Source organism: Micromonospora sp. NPDC048909, assembly GCF_040649635.1.
Lineage (GTDB): Bacteria > Actinomycetota > Actinomycetes > Mycobacteriales > Micromonosporaceae > Micromonospora.
This window is the reverse complement of the sequence record NZ_JBEZFU010000001.1, coordinates 1,068,832-1,083,911: the sequence shown is the minus strand read 5'-3', so window position 1 is coordinate 1,083,911 and position 15,080 is coordinate 1,068,832. Positions and strand designations below refer to the sequence as shown.

Below are 15,080 nucleotides of genomic sequence, written 5' to 3'. Positions count from 1 at the left end.
GGGCGAACGCGGGGGTCAGGCGGTGGGGTCGCGGAGGGGCTTGCCCTCGCGCATGTCGGCGAGGATCTCCCGCATCTCGCCGTCGCCCAGGGAGTGCTTGTCGTGGTGCGCCTCGACCAGCTCGTAGAGCTTGGTCTGCACCTGGCCAACCCGCGGCACGTCGGTGAGCACGGACTGCCCGCGCTCGCCGGCCGACTCGATGGTCAGCGTCCCGCAGCCGAGCAGCCGCTCGACGAAACGCTGGTTCATCGCGTGGTCGTTGATCCGGGTGAGCGGGATGTCCCGCCGATCCCGGGAGAACACACCCTGCTGGAGCAGCACCCGCTCATTCGTGAACAGATAGTGCGTGGTGCGCCAGACCAGGAACGGCCAGAGCGCGAGCCAGAGCACCGCCACCAGGGCGATGACGCCGATCACGGCGAGCGCGATCGAGCCACCGCCGCCCGCGGGTAGCAGGAGCACGCCGACCACCACCGCGGCGACGGCGAGCACCAGCACCGCGACCGGCCGGATCAGCGCCTTCCAGTGCGGATGCAGGTGCAGCACGACGTGCTCGTCCTCGGTGAGCACGTCTTCGGGGAACGCCACGGAAACCTCCTCGCAGGAACGGACGCGCTGACCGTAACCGGTCACGGCGCGACGGGCCATCAGCCGCGCGGCCGGCACCGGCCCAGCTACGTGATCTTGCGCGCTCCGCTCACCGGCGCACGGCCGCACCCCGTGCCGCGAGCCGGCACTCAGCGCAGGTGCAGCACGTCGCCGGCGGCCAGATGACGCTCGCCGTCGGCGGTGTCGACCACCAGTTGGCCGTCCGGGTCCACCCCGGTGGCCGTGCCGGTCAGCTCCTGACCCCCGGGCAGCAGCACACGTACCGGGCGGCCGACCGTGGCGCACGCGGCGAGGTAGGCCTCCCGCAGGCCACTGGCCGTCGCGTCGCCACCGGCGGTGCGCCAGCGGTCGTACCAGTCGGCGACCGCGCGCAGCAGCGCCCGCAGCAGCGGGTCGCGGTCGGTGGCCGTGGCGCCGGCCAGTCGCAGCGAGGTGGCCGGCAGCCCGGTCGGGTTCTCCGGCAGCTCGTCAGCGCGGAGTGTCACATTGAGCCCGATGCCGAGCACGATGGCCGGCGGCGCGGCCGGCGACCCACCGGGCACCGCCTCGAGGAGCACACCGGCGCACTTCGCGCCGTCGATGAGCAGGTCGTTCGGCCACTTCAGCACCGCATCCAGCTCGGCCAGCCGGGTCACCGCCTCGACCAGCGCGACCCCGGCGAGCAGCGGCAGCCAGCCGTACCCGGTGGGTGGCGCCGGCGCCCAGCCGCGCTCGGCGACGGCCTCGCCGGGCCGGAGCAGCACGCTGGTCGCGATGCCCGCCCGCGGCGGCGACTGCCAGACCCGGCCGCGCCGGCCGCGGCCGGCGGTCTGCCGCTCGGCGACCACCACCAGCCCCTCCGGCTCGCCGGCCCGGGCCGCCTCGGCCACGTCGGCGTTGGTGGAGCCGGTCTCGGCCCGCAGCTCCAGCCGGGCCCACGGGCCGTAGGGGGCGACCAGCGCCCGCCGCAGCCGCGCCGCCGAGAGCGGCGGGCGTTCCAGATCGGTGTACGGCGAGCCCGGCATTCCGCCAGCCTACGGCGCACCCCGCGCCCACCTGCGGCCCCTCGGCGCAGAGCTGAGGCGAACTGCACAACGGCACCGACCTGAACCATCGTTATATTCCCTGGGTGACTACCGAGACCGGGATCAACATCCACAGCACCGCGGGCAAGCTGGCGGACCTGGAGCGCCGGGTCGACGAGGCGGTGCACGCCGGGTCGGCGCGCGCGGTCGAGAAGCAGCACGCCCGGGGCAAGAAGACCGCGCGGGAGCGGATCGAGCTGCTGCTCGACGAGGGCTCCTTCGTCGAGCTCGACGAGCTGGCCCGGCACCGGTCCACCACCTTCGGCCTGGAGAAGACCCGCCCGTACGGTGACGGCGTGGTGACCGGCTACGGCACCGTCGACGGCCGGCAGGTCTGCGTCTTCGCCCAGGACTTCACGGTCTTCGGCGGCTCCCTCGGCGAGGTCTTCGGCGAGAAGATCGTCAAGGTGATGGACCTGGCCATGAAGATCGGCTGCCCGGTGGTCGGCATCAACGACTCCGGCGGCGCCCGGATCCAGGAGGGCGTGGCCAGCCTCGGCCTCTACGGCGAGATCTTCTTCCGCAACGTCCGCGCCTCCGGGGTCATCCCGCAGATCTCGCTGGTGATGGGGCCCTGCGCCGGCGGGGCGGTCTACTCCCCGGCGGTCACCGACTTCACCGTGATGGTCGACCAGACCTCGCACATGTTCATCACCGGCCCGGACGTCATCAAGACGGTCACCGGCGAGGACGTGGCGATGGAGGAGCTGGGCGGCGCCCGCACCCACAACTCGCGCAGCGGCAACGCGCACTACCTCGCCAGCGACGAGGACGACGCGATCGAGTACGTCAAGGCGCTGCTGTCGTACCTGCCGTCGAACAACCTCGACGAGCCGGTGGTCTACCCCGCCGATGCCGACCTGGAGATCACCGACGAGGACCGGGAGCTGGACACGCTGATCCCGGACTCGGCCAACCAGCCGTACGACATCCACCGGGTGATCGAGCACGTGCTGGACGACGGGGAGTTCCTGGAGGTCCAGCCGCTCTACGCGCAGAACATCGTGGTGGGCTACGGCCGGGTCGAGGGGCGGCCGGTCGGCGTGGTGGCGAACCAGCCGATGCACTTCGCCGGCACGCTCGACATCGCCGCCTCCGAGAAGGCCGCCCGGTTCGTCCGCACCTGCGACGCGTTCAACATCCCGGTGCTGACGTTCGTGGACGTTCCCGGCTTCCTGCCCGGCACCGGGCAGGAGTGGGACGGCATCATCCGCCGCGGCGCCAAGCTCATCTACGCGTACGCCGAGGCCACCGTCCCGAAGGTCACCGTCATCACCCGCAAGGCGTACGGCGGGGCGTACGACGTGATGGGCTCCAAGCACCTGGGCGCGGACCTGAACTTCGCCTGGCCGACCGCGCAGATCGCGGTGATGGGCGCGCAGGGGGCGGTGAACATCCTCTACCGCTCGGAGCTGGCGGGCGCGGACGATCCGGCCGCGCTGCGGGCCGAGAAGATCGCCGAGTACGAGGACACCCTGGCCAACCCGTACGTGGCCGCCGAGCGCGGGTATGTCGACTCGGTCATCCCGCCGCACGAGACCCGCACCCAGATCGTCCGGGCGCTGCGCGTCCTGCGCACCAAGCGGGAGACCCTGCCTCCCAAGAAGCACGGCAACATCCCGCTGTAGATCCCGCCGCACGCCCCGCGTCGCCGCCGACGCTCAACGTCGCCGCCGGCGGCAAGATCCGCGCAACTTCAGGGAACTGCGGCCTCCCGCAGCCCGGAGGCGACATTTTCCCTGAAGTTGCGCGGGATCAACGGCAGGCTCAGCAGTCCGGGTTCGCCGCCTGACACATCCTTCCGGCCGCCACCGTGGCGAGCTGGAGCAGCTCGGACTCGGTGCCGTACCGCCCGAGGCCGAGTACCGCGACGAGGTCACCGACCCGGATGATCGCCTTGTAGGTCGGCTGGGGCACGTCGCCGATCGTCTCGCCGGTCTTCATGTCGCGGACCCCGGACACGACGTGTTGCACCATGGCGGCATCGTCCCCCGCGAAGTCCCGCTGGACGATCCGCCAGTGGTGTACCGCCTCCGCCGTGCCGGCCCGCCCCTTCGACTCGTACGGCCCGACGCTGCGCCACTGCACGCACGGGGCGATGACCTGGTCGAGGTCGGCGAGGAACGCCTTGGCTCCCTCCGGCGTGAGCCGGTAGACGTCCTGCATCGCCAGCACGTCGCCGGGCGCGAGGTCGACGCCGTCCGGCCGCTCGGTCAGGAGGGTCTGCGATCGCGACCAACGGGACGGCCAGGTCTGCGCCAGCCCCTGGCTCGTCCGGCAGGCGCCGAGCATGTCGTCGATCCGGATCGGCTCCGCCAGCCCCGACCCGGTGAGCTGGGTATCCGCCGACGCCAGCCCGAGATCGGCCGGCCGGAGCAGAGCCTCTGTGGTGATCTCCGCACGGACGGGCACGCTCGGATCGACCGAGGCGGTCGGGGGTGTCCAGGATCGACCCGGTGCGACGACCGCGACGGCGGAGGCTGCGGCGAGCGCCAGCACCGCGGTCGCTGCGGCCGTCATCCGGTGACGGCTACGGCGGCGGGCCTGGGCCCGGATCTCCTCCGGGCCGGGCCAGCGCACGTCACGCAGGTCCCGCTGCACCTTCTCGACGAATGTCAGGTCGTCACGCATCAGCGGCCTCCTCAAGGTCAGAGACGGCGAGCAGCCCGGCGAGCGCGGTACGTCCCCGGGAGAGGCGGGCCTTGACGGTGCCCACCGGGGCGTCGGTCTCCCGGGCCACCTCGGCGACCGGCATGCCGAGCAGGTAGTAGAGCGCGATCGCGGTGCGTTGCTCCTCGGGGAGCCGGCGTAACGCGGCGACCACCTCGACCGTCTCGGTGCCCGGGCCCGGGGTGGTCTCGACGCTGCCGTGCCGCAGGTAGGCCCGGGCCCGGCTGCGCAGGCTGCGCCAACGGCTCACCGCGATCCGGGCGGCGACCACCCGGGTCCACGCCTCCGGGTCGTCGTAGCCGCTCACCGTGGACCAACGCTGCCAGGCCCGGATGTACGCCTCCTGGACCGCGTCCTGCGCCTCGGCGAGATCCCCGGTGAGCACGTAGACGAAGCCGAGCAGCCGTTGTCGGCTACCTCGGTAGAACTCGTCGAATCCCTCGACGTCCGGCACCTGGCTACCTCCCCGTGGCGGTCGCAGTGGACACGCGCCGGCCGGTGCCGACGGTTGCCTGCTCAGCCGAGCAATTTCGCCAGCTCCACCCGGGGGAACTCGCCGGCCGGGATCCGCTCCCGCGCCGCGCGGCGTACCGCCCGCTGCACCGCGTCGTTGGCCGGCGTCGGTACGTCGTGCAGCCGCCCGAGGAGCACGACCTCGCCGTTGAGGTGGTCGGTCTCGACCGAGCCGGCGCCCCGGGCCAGGCTCTGCCAGGTGGAGCCACCGGCCCGTTGCTCGCCGCCGACCGGCCGGCGCTGCACGAGGTCACCCCGCTGGGCGGTCTCCTCGTCCTGGCTGGTGTGCGCGATTCCGGCCGCGGCGAGCACCGCCTCGCCCTCGGCCCGCACCCGGCCGGCCAGCTCCTCCGGGATGTCCCGACCGAGGAGCGCCTGGAGTCCGTTACCCAGGTTGCCGAGCAGCTTGCCGTACTTCCAGCGCATCACGTCCGGCCGGACCGGCGCGACGAAGCCGGCGGCGGTCAGCTCGGCGGCGACCGCGCGGTCGGTGTCGTCCGATCCGGACGGGTAGCGGCCGAGGTGCAGCATCCCCGGGTGCGGGTGGCCGTTGGCCACCACCACTCCCGGCTCCAGGTGGGTGGCGGGCAGCCAGACGCACACCCCGTGCACCCGGGCGAAGCGCCGCAGCGCGGTGGACTCGTTCGCCACCCCGTTCTGCGCGGTGAGCAACGGCAGGCGTTCGCCGGCCGTGCCGCCGCCGACCACCGGCGCGTCCACCCAGGTGGCCAGCGCTGCCGCGGTGTCCTGCGACTTGACGGTGAGCACCAGCACGGTGTCGGCGGGCAAGGGCCGCCCGTCCGGGGCATCGACCGCGGGCAGCCGCGCGGTCAGCTCCTGCTCCGGTTGGCGCAGGGTCAGCCCTCGCTCCCGGATCGCCGCCAGATGCGCGCCCCGGGCCACGAGCGTGACCTCGTGTCCCGCCTCCGCCAGCCGCACCCCGATGGTCCCGCCAACCGCCCCGGCCCCGATGATCACATAGCGCATCCGCCCATTCTGCCTCGCACCCACACCGTCGATCATGGACTTGTGGTGCCCGAGTTAGCCCGATGTGCGGCTTATATGAGGCACCACAACTGCATGATCGACGCGACCCGTTACAGGGTGAGGCCGGCGTCGGTGAGGATGGGGCCGGTCAGGAGCAGAGCGCCGGCCACCAGCACGACCAGGTTGACCAGGGCGAAGAGGGTGACCCAGAAGAACGGCGGGAACGGGGTGAGCCCGGCGAGCTGGTCGGCGTCGGAGGCGGGCATCCGGCCCCGGGTGCGCAACCGCTGCAGCTCCACCACCGGCCGTACGCCGCCGAGCAGCAGGAACCACACCCCGGTGTACGCGAACGCCGCCTGCACCTGCGGCGAGGCGTACCAGGACACGGCGAGCACCACGCCGCCGGTGACCAGCAGCGAGACCACGCCGAAGGCGTTGCGGATCATGACCAGCATGGCGAGCAGCAGCGCCACGGCCACCCAGAGCAGCAGCGTGATCCGGTTGCCGCCGAGCAGCCACGCGCCGGCCAACCCGACCAGCGGCGGGGCGATGTACCCGGCGAGCAGGGTGAGAATCATGCCCGGCCCACTCGGTCGGCCGGCGGAGAGGGTCAGCCCCGAGGTGTCCGAGTGCAGCCGGATGCCGCGCAGTTTCCGGCCGGTGAGCAGGGCGACGAGGGCATGACCGCCCTCGTGGGCGATGGTGATCGCGTTACGGGCGACCCGCCAGGGCAGGCGGGTCGAGACCACCAGCAGCGCGATGAGCGCGGTGAGCAGCACCAGCAGCGGCGGCGGGTCGGGCTGCGCGCTGATCAGCCGGTCCCAGAGGTTGGTCAGCCCGTCGAACGACACCATGGGGCGCGAGCCTACCGGCCCACACGCTCGTCGCCAGGCCCCCCACCCGACGGGGCGAGCACGCCGGTCACGGGCTGTGCGGCGACCGGCACACGGCGTCAATGGCGGGGCCCGCCATGCCGCCGTCCATGAAAGTTTCTTTAACCCCCCTTGCGTTCTTGGGCGATTACCTCCAAAGATGAGCATCAATCGATGGCTACTTGGAGGGACCCATGACCCCCACCAGATCTCCGCTGCGTCGGCTCCTCGCGGCCGGCCTCACCGTCCTCGCCACCGCGGCCGCGGGGCTCGTCGCCACCGCCGGCCCGGCCGCCGCCGCCACCACGCCCGGCATCGACGTCTCGCGCTACCAGGGCAGCATCAACTGGACGAGCGTGCGCAACGCCGGCATCCAGTTCGCCTTCATCAAGGCCACCGAGGGGACGAGCTACAAGGACCCGAACTTCAACGCCAACTACGTCAACGCGTACAACGCGGGGGTGATCCGCGGGGCGTACCACTTCGCCCGTCCCAACATCTCCTCCGGCGCGGTCCAGGCGAACTACTTGGCCTCCAACGGCGGCGCCTGGTCCGCGGACAGCCGCACCTTACCCGCGGCTTTGGACCTGGAGGCCAACCCGTACAGCGGCGGCTACTGCTACGGCCTCAGCACCACCGGCATGCGCAACTGGGTGCAGGACTTCCTCAACACCTACCGCTCGCGCACCGGCCGCTACGCGGTCATCTACACCACGACCAGCTTCTGGAACCAGTGCACCGGCAGCTGGACCGGGCCGTGGGCCAACCACCCGCTCTGGGTCGCCCGCTGGGCCAGCGCGCCCGGCACCCTGCCGGCCGGCGCACCGGTTTGGAGCTTCTGGCAGTACACCAGCACCGGCACCGTCTCGGGGATCAGCGGCAACGTCGACCGCAACTACTGGAACGGTGACCGCACCCGGCTAATCGCGCTCGCGAACAACACCGCCTGATCCGCCCGGCCCGGCAGTTGGCGGCAGCGGGATCGGCTGTCACCGTACGGTTGACAACTGGTCCGGCTGCCGCCACGCCACCTCTGCGGCTCAGCCGCGACGCCGGTCGGTCAGGCCCGGCGCCGGCTTCCCATCGGCACCGCGACCCGGGCGGGGACCGCCTCCTCGCGGACCAGGGCCCCGCGCCGCATCAGCAGCCGGGCACCCACCCCGGCGACGGTGACGGCCACGACGCTGAACAGCGCGATGAGCACCGGGATCCCGATGCTGGCCAGGACCAGGATCGCGTCGCCGAGCGCGACGAGCATCCACAGTGCCAACCGCGGTCGGGTGTCCCTCCGTCGGTAACTCATGTCGTACCTCCTTCCGTCGTCGAGGATCAGGTACCCCGAACGACGGAAGGCCATGCGAATCAGTTTCGCGAGGATGCGATTCCCGCTGATCAGTCCTTGCGGTCGGGCACGAACTCGCGGGCGATCAGGTCGAAGTTCGGCAGGTTGGCCTTCCAGTCCTTCTCGGCCACCTCCCACCGAATCGCGAAACCACGGTTGCGGGCGGTCACGAAACCTCGGTTACGGACGTGGATCCGGGTGCCGTCACGGGTCTCCAGCCACTCCCAGTCCGCGCAGGTCTTCCAGAAGCCGCTCACAGAGCGGATGCCGAGCCCCTTGTAGTCGCGCACCAGGCCCTTCCGGTCGGGCTCGATGGCGCGCCATGCGGCTGCCGCGTCCGACTGCGGCTGGTCGGTCCGGTCGATGACCAGCTCGCGCACACCGTTGGGCTCCTCGAATTTGACCCAAGTGCCCCCGGAACTCCGGGTCCAGCCGTTCGGCACCGGCACGGCGAAGCCGACCGGATCCTTGCGCAGTGTCCAGCCCGCCGGCAGGCCCCCGGCAGAGGCACTCGCCGACGGGGTCACGCTGGGTGCCGCGCTGGTCGGCGGCGGAGTGGCCGGCGCGGAGGTCGGCGCTGCCGCCGACGGCGGGTTCGCGCTGCTGCTGTTGGCCTGTGGCGTGTCACCGCCCTCGGGGTCGTCGCCGCTGGACAGCAGCGGCACGACAATCGCGAGGCCGAGCAGCAGCACGGCGACCAGCACGCCGATCAGCAGGTTGCGTCGCTTCCGGTCGGCCGGCGCCCCGGTGGGCAACGGGATCGGCGCCCGCCCGGCCGGCGGGGCCGACGGACTGACCGGCAGCACCGAGGTCGGATTGGCCGCCCCGGCAGGATCCACCTGGTCGACCGGGATCTGCTCGGCCACCGCCGTCGGCTCGTCGCCGGGCTCGTCCGTCGCGGTCGTGTCCGATCGCGTGTCGGTCGGGGCCGGGGAGGTGGGCGCCGAGGAGGTGGGCGCCGAGGCCGGTGACGCGGGTGCCTCGATCTTGCTGGTCGGGTCGGCGTCGGCCGTCGGCCGGTCCACCTTCGCGGTCGGCGCGGCGTCAGCGCTGGCCGGGACCTTCGTCGTGACGTCGTCCGCACCGACCGAAGCGGCCGCGGCCGCCGCGCCGGCAGCCGCCGCCGGGGGCGTGCGAGGCGCCGGCGGAGCGGCCGGCGGGTCGACCCGCTCGGCCGGGCGCGGGGCCGGCACCACAGCCGGGCGCGGCAGGCGCGGACCGTTGGGCCCCGGTCGGCGTACGCCGTCGAGCAGCGAGATGCCCCGCGAACGCTTGCCGTCGGCGCGACGCAGCAACCGTTCCGCCACCTCGGCGGTGATCCGCTCGGTCGGGTCCTTGCGCAGCAGGCCCTGCAGCACCGGCTTCAGCGGTCCGGCGTTCTTCGGCGGCGGCATCGGCTCGGTGGCGAGCGCCGCGAGAGTGCCGATCGCCGACGGCCGCGCGTACGGCGACTTGCCCTCGACCGCCGCGTAGAGCGTGGCGCCCAGCGACCAGAGGTCGGCCTCCGGCCCGGCGGTGCCGTCCCGGGCCCGCTCCGGCGCGATGTAGGCGGGTGAGCCGAGCACCATGCCGGTGCGGGTCACGTTCGGGTCGCCCGGGATGGTGGCGAGACCGAAGTCGGTCAGCACCACCCGGCCGTCGTCGCCGAGCAGCACGTTGCCCGGCTTGACGTCCCGGTGCATGACCCCGGCCTTGTGCGCGGCCTTCAGCGCGCCGAGCACCCCGAGGCCGATGTCGATCGCGCGGGCCGGCGTGACCGGGCCGGACTCGGCGAGAGTGTCCTGCAACGACTTCGACGCGACGTACTCCATGACGATCCACGGATCGCCGTCGGTACGCAGCACGTCGAAGATGCGGACGACGTTGACGTTGTTGAGCCGGGCGATGGCCCGAGCCTCGCGAAGCGAGCGTTCCCGCATCTCACGGCGCTCGTCGTCGGTGAGGCCGGGCGGCGGGACTAATTCCTTGATCGCCACGTCCCGGTGCAGCACCTCGTCGCGCGCCTTCCACACCCGACCCATGCCGCCCTGACCGAGCGGCGAAATAAGCCGGTAACGGTCAGCGACGAGTTGGGGAAGCGCGTTCGACATCGCTGAGACGGTACCCGGCGGGCGTGACACTCACACCGCCGGCACGCCACTGTGCGGCGAAGGTCAAGTTCTGGACGCGTACCCTGGCCGCATGTCTGCCGAAGAGCCGCTGTTCCGGGTCGTTCGCGGCGTGCCCACCGCCGAGGAACTGGCCGCACTGGTGGGAGCGATCGTGGCGCGTACCCGGCCAGCCGCCGCGCCGGCGCCGGTGGCCGCGTCGGCCTGGGCGCGCAGCGGACGACCGACCGGCGCCGCACCCACTGCGGGCGCCGGCGCCTGGCGCGCTTCCGGCCTGCCCCGCTGATCCCATTGGCGGTCCGGGGCTGCCAGGGTCGCCCCTAGCGGCTAACCTCACTCAGGGAAACGGTGCCGTGACGGTGGGGGAGGATCGATGATCCCTGAGGAGGGCCGCCCAGCGGCCTGGCTGAGCGGCTACGGCGGCATCGAGGCCGACATTCGCCAGCTGCGCGAGTTCGCCGACCGGCTCACGGCCGAGGTGGAGCGCAACTATGCGCCGCACCTGTCCTACATCGCCGACGACATGAAGGCCCCGCTGCCCAATCCGTGCGACGCCTTCATCGAGCTGGTCAACTTTCTGCGCGCACATCACGAGACCCAGCAGGCGGCCGTCGACATGGTCTGGGGCGTCCAGGGCGCCACCGGCCACCTGGCCGCCGCCGCGGGCACCGTCGCCGACCACTACGCCGGCACCGACGCCTTCTCCGCGGCCCGCGTGGTCGACGTCGAGCACGCCCTCACCACCCCCGGCACGGTGGTGCCCGCCGCCCCGTCGGTGGTCCTGCGCGACCCGACCGCGCCCGACGACGGCTCGGTGGTGCTGCCGTGATCGAACGGGGCAGCGGTCGCACCTCCGGTCTCACCGACTGGCACCTGATGGATGTCAACAGCATGTGGGCCTGCCTGCAGGACCACGACACCACCAACCACTGGAAGCAGGTAGCCGGCTGGCGCAAGGTCTGTGACCTGGCGCAGACCCACCTGAGCCGGCTTCAGGAATACCGCCGCGGCCTCGCCGAGGCCTGGCCCCCCGCAACGAACGCGGCCTCCCGCGCCTACCTCGCCGAACTGGACGAGCTGATCGACAAGGTCCAGCGCACCCACGACGCCGCCGCCACCAACTACACCGCGCTGGCCGCCGCGACCCAGGCCATCAGCGGCACCCGCACCGCGCTTCAAAAGATCCACGAGGTGTACGCGGCCAAGCTCCAGCAGAAGCAGGCGTACGAGGCGACCGCCGCCGACCCGAAGGCAGCCATGGGCAGCCGAGTGCCCGACCAACCGGTGACCGACGCCGACCTGGAAACCCTCAACGTCCAAGCGCGCGGCATCATGTACGGCCTCAGCAGCGAACTCCAACACGCTCAAGTAGCACTTCAAAGGCCGCCGGCCGTACGGCCGCGGCGAGATCCGGGAGACTCGGATGTCTACGGGAGCGCACCGGCTTCACCAACGATCCCGCCGATTGTTCCCGTGCCACTCACTACTACTTATGGCGGCGCGTCGCCGACCAGAGGCGCATCGGTCGCCCCTCGGCCAGTTCCGATGCCACAGGCGCCTGGAGTAGGGCCCATCCTCGGCGGGCTCGGTACCGGAACGGCGCTAAACCCAGCCAACAGCACCCGGCCCGGCCCGACCTCGATCGCGCCACCCGCCCCTGCCCCTAACCTCGGTCTCCAGCCGCCTTTGCCATCTGGAATTCCCCACCGCCCCGCACCGCAGGCACCGCCGCATGGACCGCCCGGCACAAACAACCGGCCGGCCGGCGGCGGCACTAACGGACCCCACGCCGGCCCGTCGCCGCACCGGCCGATTCCTCCTGCGGGTTTGATCGGCGCCGTCCCAAGTTCCGGCCTCGGGCCCACAGGCGGAGGAAACACACCGCGCCGCGTTAACCCGGTCGGAGGCGTAATCGGCGGCGGGGGAGCCGGGACCACCCCAACCGGTGGGGCTGGTTCTCGCCCGGGGGGAGGCCGCGGTTTTCCAAGCAGCCAGGGACTGCCTCCCATGGGTGGCTCGCCGGGCATGGGCGGAGGTCGTCCCTCTGGAATGGCTCGGGCACTCGGACCGACTCACGACGAGGGTCCCAGCGAACGTCGTCCACGGCCGTGGGATCCGGATCACCCCTGGGAAACTGACAAGGGAGTGCCACCGGTAGTCCTACCCCCGGACGACGAGGGTCCGCTCGATCCAGGGCCAGCAATCGGTCTAGGCCGGTGAGGCGATGCACCATCCGTGCGGCGATTATCCTGACCTTCGCGACATTTGCAGGAGCGGCGACCGCCGGACCAATTTCTCTCGCACACGGTAAGGCCGCCCAGGAGCCGAAGCCCCAGGGAGCAGATCAGGTACGAGGCGATCAGTGGCACCTGAACTTTCTGAACCTCGCCAAGGCACACCAGGAGACACAAGGCGAGGGGATCATTGTGGCGGTGCCGGATACGGGAGTTGATTTACATCCCGATCTTCGCGCGAACGTCCTTGCTGGCATTGACATCATTCCCGGCGGCAGCGGGGATGGTCGGCAAGACCGCGACAGCCACGGAACTGGCATGGCGGGGCTGATTGCAGCTCATGGCCAACGAAGTGGTGCCGGCGCAATAGGAATCGCGCCTAAGGCGAAGATTCTGCCAATCTACGATTCTCCACCGGGTGGCGATGGAAATCCTGACGCCTTAGCGCAGGGCATTGAGTTCGCCATCTCACAAAATGTCGACATCATCAGCATTTCCAGCGGTGGAGCATCTAGTCCGCGGCTGACGCAGGCACTTCAAACTGCTCTAGCATCCGACATCTTCGTGGCGGCAGCTGGGGGCAACAGGCCCGAAGATGACCAGGTGGGCTTTCCAGCCTCTATGAACCAGGTGGTCGCGGTTGGCGGAGTAGATAGGAATGGAGCGTTAGCTGCTGTATCGGTCATCGGGCCGGAGATCGACGTGGTGGCCCCCGCCGTTGACATTTACAGCACGAGTATCGACGGGAAGTACCGCAAGGGCACCGGCACGTCCGACGCTACTGCGATTGTGGCGGGGGCGGCGGCGTTGATCCGCTCGAAGTATCCCTACCTGCCGGCCCGTGAGGTTGCGCATCGACTTACTGCCACGGCGGTCGACAAGGGGCCGCCCGGGCGGGACGACGAGTACGGCTACGGCGTCATCGACATTGTGGCGGCGCTGACCGCCGACGTACCGCCGCTCGGTTTTGAGTCTGCGACGGCGAGTGCCCCCGCCGGCGGCGACCCGAGTACGACGGGGGCGGCGGCGCCCTCCGACGATGACAGTTCGGCCGCCACGGTCCGGGGGTTGGTCACGCTCGGGGTGATCGTGGCCGCGGGTACGACCTGGGCCGTCCTGGCCCGACGGCGTCGGCGCGGCGACGATCCACCCCCGCGGATCAGTCACTGACCCGCGCTGGGTGACATCACCCGCAACTGCGTTGGGCCGACGACGTGTCGAGAGGTGGCGCGGCGCGCGGCCGTGAGTCAGCCGGTAACGTCGGTCAGGTGCCTGATCAGCTGCCGCTCCGCCTCGTGCTCGCCTCGGCGAGTCCCGCCCGCCGCAAGATTCTCCAAGCCGCCGGCATCGAGCCGGATGTGCTGGTCAGCGGCGTCGATGAGTCTCTGGTGGTCACCGACCGGGCAGAGGAGCTCTGCCTGGAGTTGGCCCGACTGAAGGCGCAGGCGGTGCTCACCCGGCTGCGGCCGGCCACCGACCAGCGGACGCTGGTGATCGGCTGCGACTCGGTGCTCGCCTTCGACGGCGAGATCCTCGGCAAGCCGGCCGACGCGGCGGACGCAACCCAGCGTTGGCTGCGGATGCGGGGACGCAGCGGGGTGCTGCACAGCGGACACTGCCTGATCGACGTCACGGCGGGGCGGCGCGCCGAGGCGGTCGCCTCGACCACCGTCCACTTCGCCGACATCAGCGACCACGAGATCGAGACCTACGTTGCCACCGGTGAGCCGCTGGCGGTGGCCGGCGCGTTCACGATCGACGGGTTGGGCGGTCCGTTCGTCGAGCGGATCGAGGGCGACCAGAGCACCGTCGTCGGGCTGTCGCTGCCGCTGCTGCGCCGGCTCCTCGCCGAGTTGGATCTGCGGATCACAGATCTGTGGACGAAGGTCGCGCCGGGCGGGCAATCGGTCGAGCCGCTCGGTTAGCGTCCAGCCATGACCACGAAGTCGATCCCGCTCACCGACGACCTCCACGCATACCTGGTCGGGCACGGATCTCCGCCGGACGAGATCATGCGCGACCTTGCCGAGGAGACCCGTGCCGCGCTCCCTGACGAGGCGACGATGCAGGTCGCGCCGGAGCAGGCCGCGTTCCTGACCTTCCTCACCCGGCTGCTGGGAGCCCGGCAGGCGGTCGAGGTGGGCACGTTCACCGGCCTCTCCTCGCTGGCGATCGCCCGGGGGCTGCCCGACGGCGGCCGGCTGACCTGCTTCGACATCTCCGAGGAGTACACCGGCATCGCCCGCCGCTACTGGGCCCGGGCCGGGGTGGCCGACCGGATCGAGCTGCGCATCGGCCCGGCCGGGGACACCCTGCGTGAATTGCCGCACGAGCGCCACCTCGACTTCGCGTTCATCGACGCGGACAAGACGGGTTACCCGATCTACTGGGCGGAGTTGGTGCCCCGGATGCGGCCCGGTGGTGTCATCGCCGTGGACAACGTGCTGCGCGGCGGGCGGGTGCTCGCTCCGCAGAACGTCGGCGACCGGGCGATCGCCGCATTCAACGACGAGGTGCTGGCCGACGTGCGGGTCGACGCGGTCATGTTGCCGATCGCCGACGGGCTCACCCTCGCTCGGGTGCACTGACCGGCTCCGACGCCCGGACCGGCACCGCCGCGACGGCCAGCACCCCGCCGACGAGCGGTCAGCGCCCCGGCATGTCGACGATCCACTCGATTT

15 protein-coding genes are annotated in these 15,080 nt (G+C 71.5%); 7 read left to right on the top strand and 8 right to left on the bottom strand.

Annotation, left to right across the window (positions count from 1 at the left end; all coding sequences use genetic code 11):
• Positions 1–15: 15 nt before the first annotated feature.
• Entirely contained in the window at positions 16–588 is a 573-nt protein-coding gene (locus AB0C04_RS05235) for a PH domain-containing protein (protein WP_350867334.1), read from the bottom strand.
• 149 nt (positions 589–737) lie between these two features.
• The gene (locus AB0C04_RS05230) at positions 738–1,613 is read right to left on the bottom strand and encodes a biotin--[acetyl-CoA-carboxylase] ligase (RefSeq protein ID WP_357048523.1); all 876 of its coding nucleotides are present in this window, start codon (positions 1,611–1,613) and stop codon (positions 738–740) included.
• A gap of 104 nt (positions 1,614–1,717) precedes the next feature.
• Between AB0C04_RS05230 and AB0C04_RS05225 the strand changes: the two genes are divergently transcribed.
• Positions 1,718–3,301 carry an acyl-CoA carboxylase subunit beta gene (locus AB0C04_RS05225; protein ID WP_350867338.1) on the top strand — a complete coding sequence of 528 codons (1,584 nt, stop codon included), beginning with the start codon at positions 1,718–1,720 and terminating at the stop codon, positions 3,299–3,301.
• 139 nt (positions 3,302–3,440) lie between these two features.
• Here AB0C04_RS05225 and AB0C04_RS05220 read toward each other — a convergent pair whose 3' ends face one another.
• From AB0C04_RS05220 to AB0C04_RS05205, 4 genes are all read right to left on the bottom strand, one after another.
• Entirely contained in the window at positions 3,441–4,304 is an 864-nt protein-coding gene (locus AB0C04_RS05220; protein ID WP_357048519.1) for a hypothetical protein, read from the bottom strand.
• Positions 4,297–4,797: a SigE family RNA polymerase sigma factor gene (locus tag AB0C04_RS05215; protein ID WP_357048516.1), complete on the bottom strand. Its 501-nt coding sequence runs from the start codon at positions 4,795–4,797 to the stop codon at positions 4,297–4,299. Before AB0C04_RS05215 ends, AB0C04_RS05220 begins: the two co-directional genes overlap by 8 nt.
• Before the next feature lie 62 nt (positions 4,798–4,859).
• Positions 4,860–5,843, bottom strand: a complete 984-nt coding sequence (locus AB0C04_RS05210; RefSeq protein WP_357048513.1) for a 2-dehydropantoate 2-reductase N-terminal domain-containing protein — start codon at positions 5,841–5,843, stop codon at positions 4,860–4,862.
• Between the two features lie 110 nt (positions 5,844–5,953).
• Positions 5,954–6,697: a M50 family metallopeptidase gene (locus tag AB0C04_RS05205; protein ID WP_357048510.1), complete on the bottom strand. Its 744-nt coding sequence runs from the start codon at positions 6,695–6,697 to the stop codon at positions 5,954–5,956.
• Positions 6,698–6,909: 212 nt separating this feature from the next.
• On the opposite strand from AB0C04_RS05205, the gene AB0C04_RS05200 reads away from it, so the two are divergent.
• A complete protein-coding gene (locus AB0C04_RS05200; protein ID WP_350867346.1) occupies positions 6,910–7,665 on the top strand; it encodes a GH25 family lysozyme in 756 nt (251 codons plus the stop codon).
• Between the two features lie 110 nt (positions 7,666–7,775).
• Here the strand turns inward: AB0C04_RS05200 and AB0C04_RS05195 are convergent, their stop codons facing one another.
• Positions 7,776–8,018 carry a hypothetical protein gene (locus tag AB0C04_RS05195; protein WP_357048506.1) on the bottom strand — a complete coding sequence of 81 codons (243 nt, stop codon included), beginning with the start codon at positions 8,016–8,018 and terminating at the stop codon, positions 7,776–7,778.
• A gap of 89 nt (positions 8,019–8,107) precedes the next feature.
• On the bottom strand, positions 8,108–10,147 hold the full coding sequence (locus AB0C04_RS05190; RefSeq protein WP_357048503.1) for a protein kinase: 2,040 nt from the start codon (positions 10,145–10,147) through the stop codon (positions 8,108–8,110).
• Between the two features lie 91 nt (positions 10,148–10,238).
• On the opposite strand from AB0C04_RS05190, the gene AB0C04_RS05185 reads away from it, so the two are divergent.
• The 5 genes from AB0C04_RS05185 to AB0C04_RS05165 all read left to right on the top strand — a co-directional run bounded on the left by AB0C04_RS05185 (position 10,239) and on the right by AB0C04_RS05165 (position 14,987).
• A complete protein-coding gene (locus AB0C04_RS05185) occupies positions 10,239–10,451 on the top strand; it encodes an acyl-CoA carboxylase subunit epsilon (protein WP_357048500.1) in 213 nt (70 codons plus the stop codon).
• 87 nt (positions 10,452–10,538) lie between these two features.
• On the top strand, positions 10,539–10,994 hold the full coding sequence (locus AB0C04_RS05180) for a hypothetical protein (protein WP_357048497.1): 456 nt from the start codon (positions 10,539–10,541) through the stop codon (positions 10,992–10,994).
• A gap of 1,462 nt (positions 10,995–12,456) precedes the next feature.
• On the top strand, positions 12,457–13,569 hold the full coding sequence (locus tag AB0C04_RS05175) for a S8 family serine peptidase (RefSeq protein WP_357049139.1): 1,113 nt from the start codon (positions 12,457–12,459) through the stop codon (positions 13,567–13,569).
• A 98-nt stretch (positions 13,570–13,667) separates the two neighbouring features.
• Positions 13,668–14,324, top strand: coding sequence for a Maf family protein (locus AB0C04_RS05170; RefSeq protein ID WP_357048494.1), 657 nt, complete (start codon positions 13,668–13,670; stop codon positions 14,322–14,324).
• 9 nt (positions 14,325–14,333) lie between these two features.
• A complete protein-coding gene (locus AB0C04_RS05165; protein ID WP_357048491.1) occupies positions 14,334–14,987 on the top strand; it encodes an O-methyltransferase in 654 nt (217 codons plus the stop codon).
• The last annotated feature ends 93 nt before the right edge of the window (positions 14,988–15,080 follow it).

Coding starts and splice junctions, on each gene's coding strand:
- AB0C04_RS05230 (WP_357048523.1), bottom strand. CDS start 1,613: ATGCCGGGCTCGCCGTACACCGATCTGGAACGCCCGCCGCTCTCGGCG.
- AB0C04_RS05220 (WP_357048519.1), bottom strand. CDS start 4,304: ATGCGTGACGACCTGACATTCGTCGAGAAGGTGCAGCGGGACCTGCGT.
- AB0C04_RS05210 (WP_357048513.1), bottom strand. CDS start 5,843: ATGCGCTATGTGATCATCGGGGCCGGGGCGGTTGGCGGGACCATCGGG.
- AB0C04_RS05205 (WP_357048510.1), bottom strand. CDS start 6,697: ATGGTGTCGTTCGACGGGCTGACCAACCTCTGGGACCGGCTGATCAGC.
- AB0C04_RS05200 (WP_350867346.1), top strand. CDS start 6,910: ATGACCCCCACCAGATCTCCGCTGCGTCGGCTCCTCGCGGCCGGCCTC.
- AB0C04_RS05195 (WP_357048506.1), bottom strand. CDS start 8,018: ATGAGTTACCGACGGAGGGACACCCGACCGCGGTTGGCACTGTGGATG.
- AB0C04_RS05190 (WP_357048503.1), bottom strand. CDS start 10,147: ATGTCGAACGCGCTTCCCCAACTCGTCGCTGACCGTTACCGGCTTATT.
- AB0C04_RS05185 (WP_357048500.1), top strand. CDS start 10,239: ATGTCTGCCGAAGAGCCGCTGTTCCGGGTCGTTCGCGGCGTGCCCACC.
- AB0C04_RS05180 (WP_357048497.1), top strand. CDS start 10,539: ATGATCCCTGAGGAGGGCCGCCCAGCGGCCTGGCTGAGCGGCTACGGC.
- AB0C04_RS05165 (WP_357048491.1), top strand. CDS start 14,334: ATGACCACGAAGTCGATCCCGCTCACCGACGACCTCCACGCATACCTG.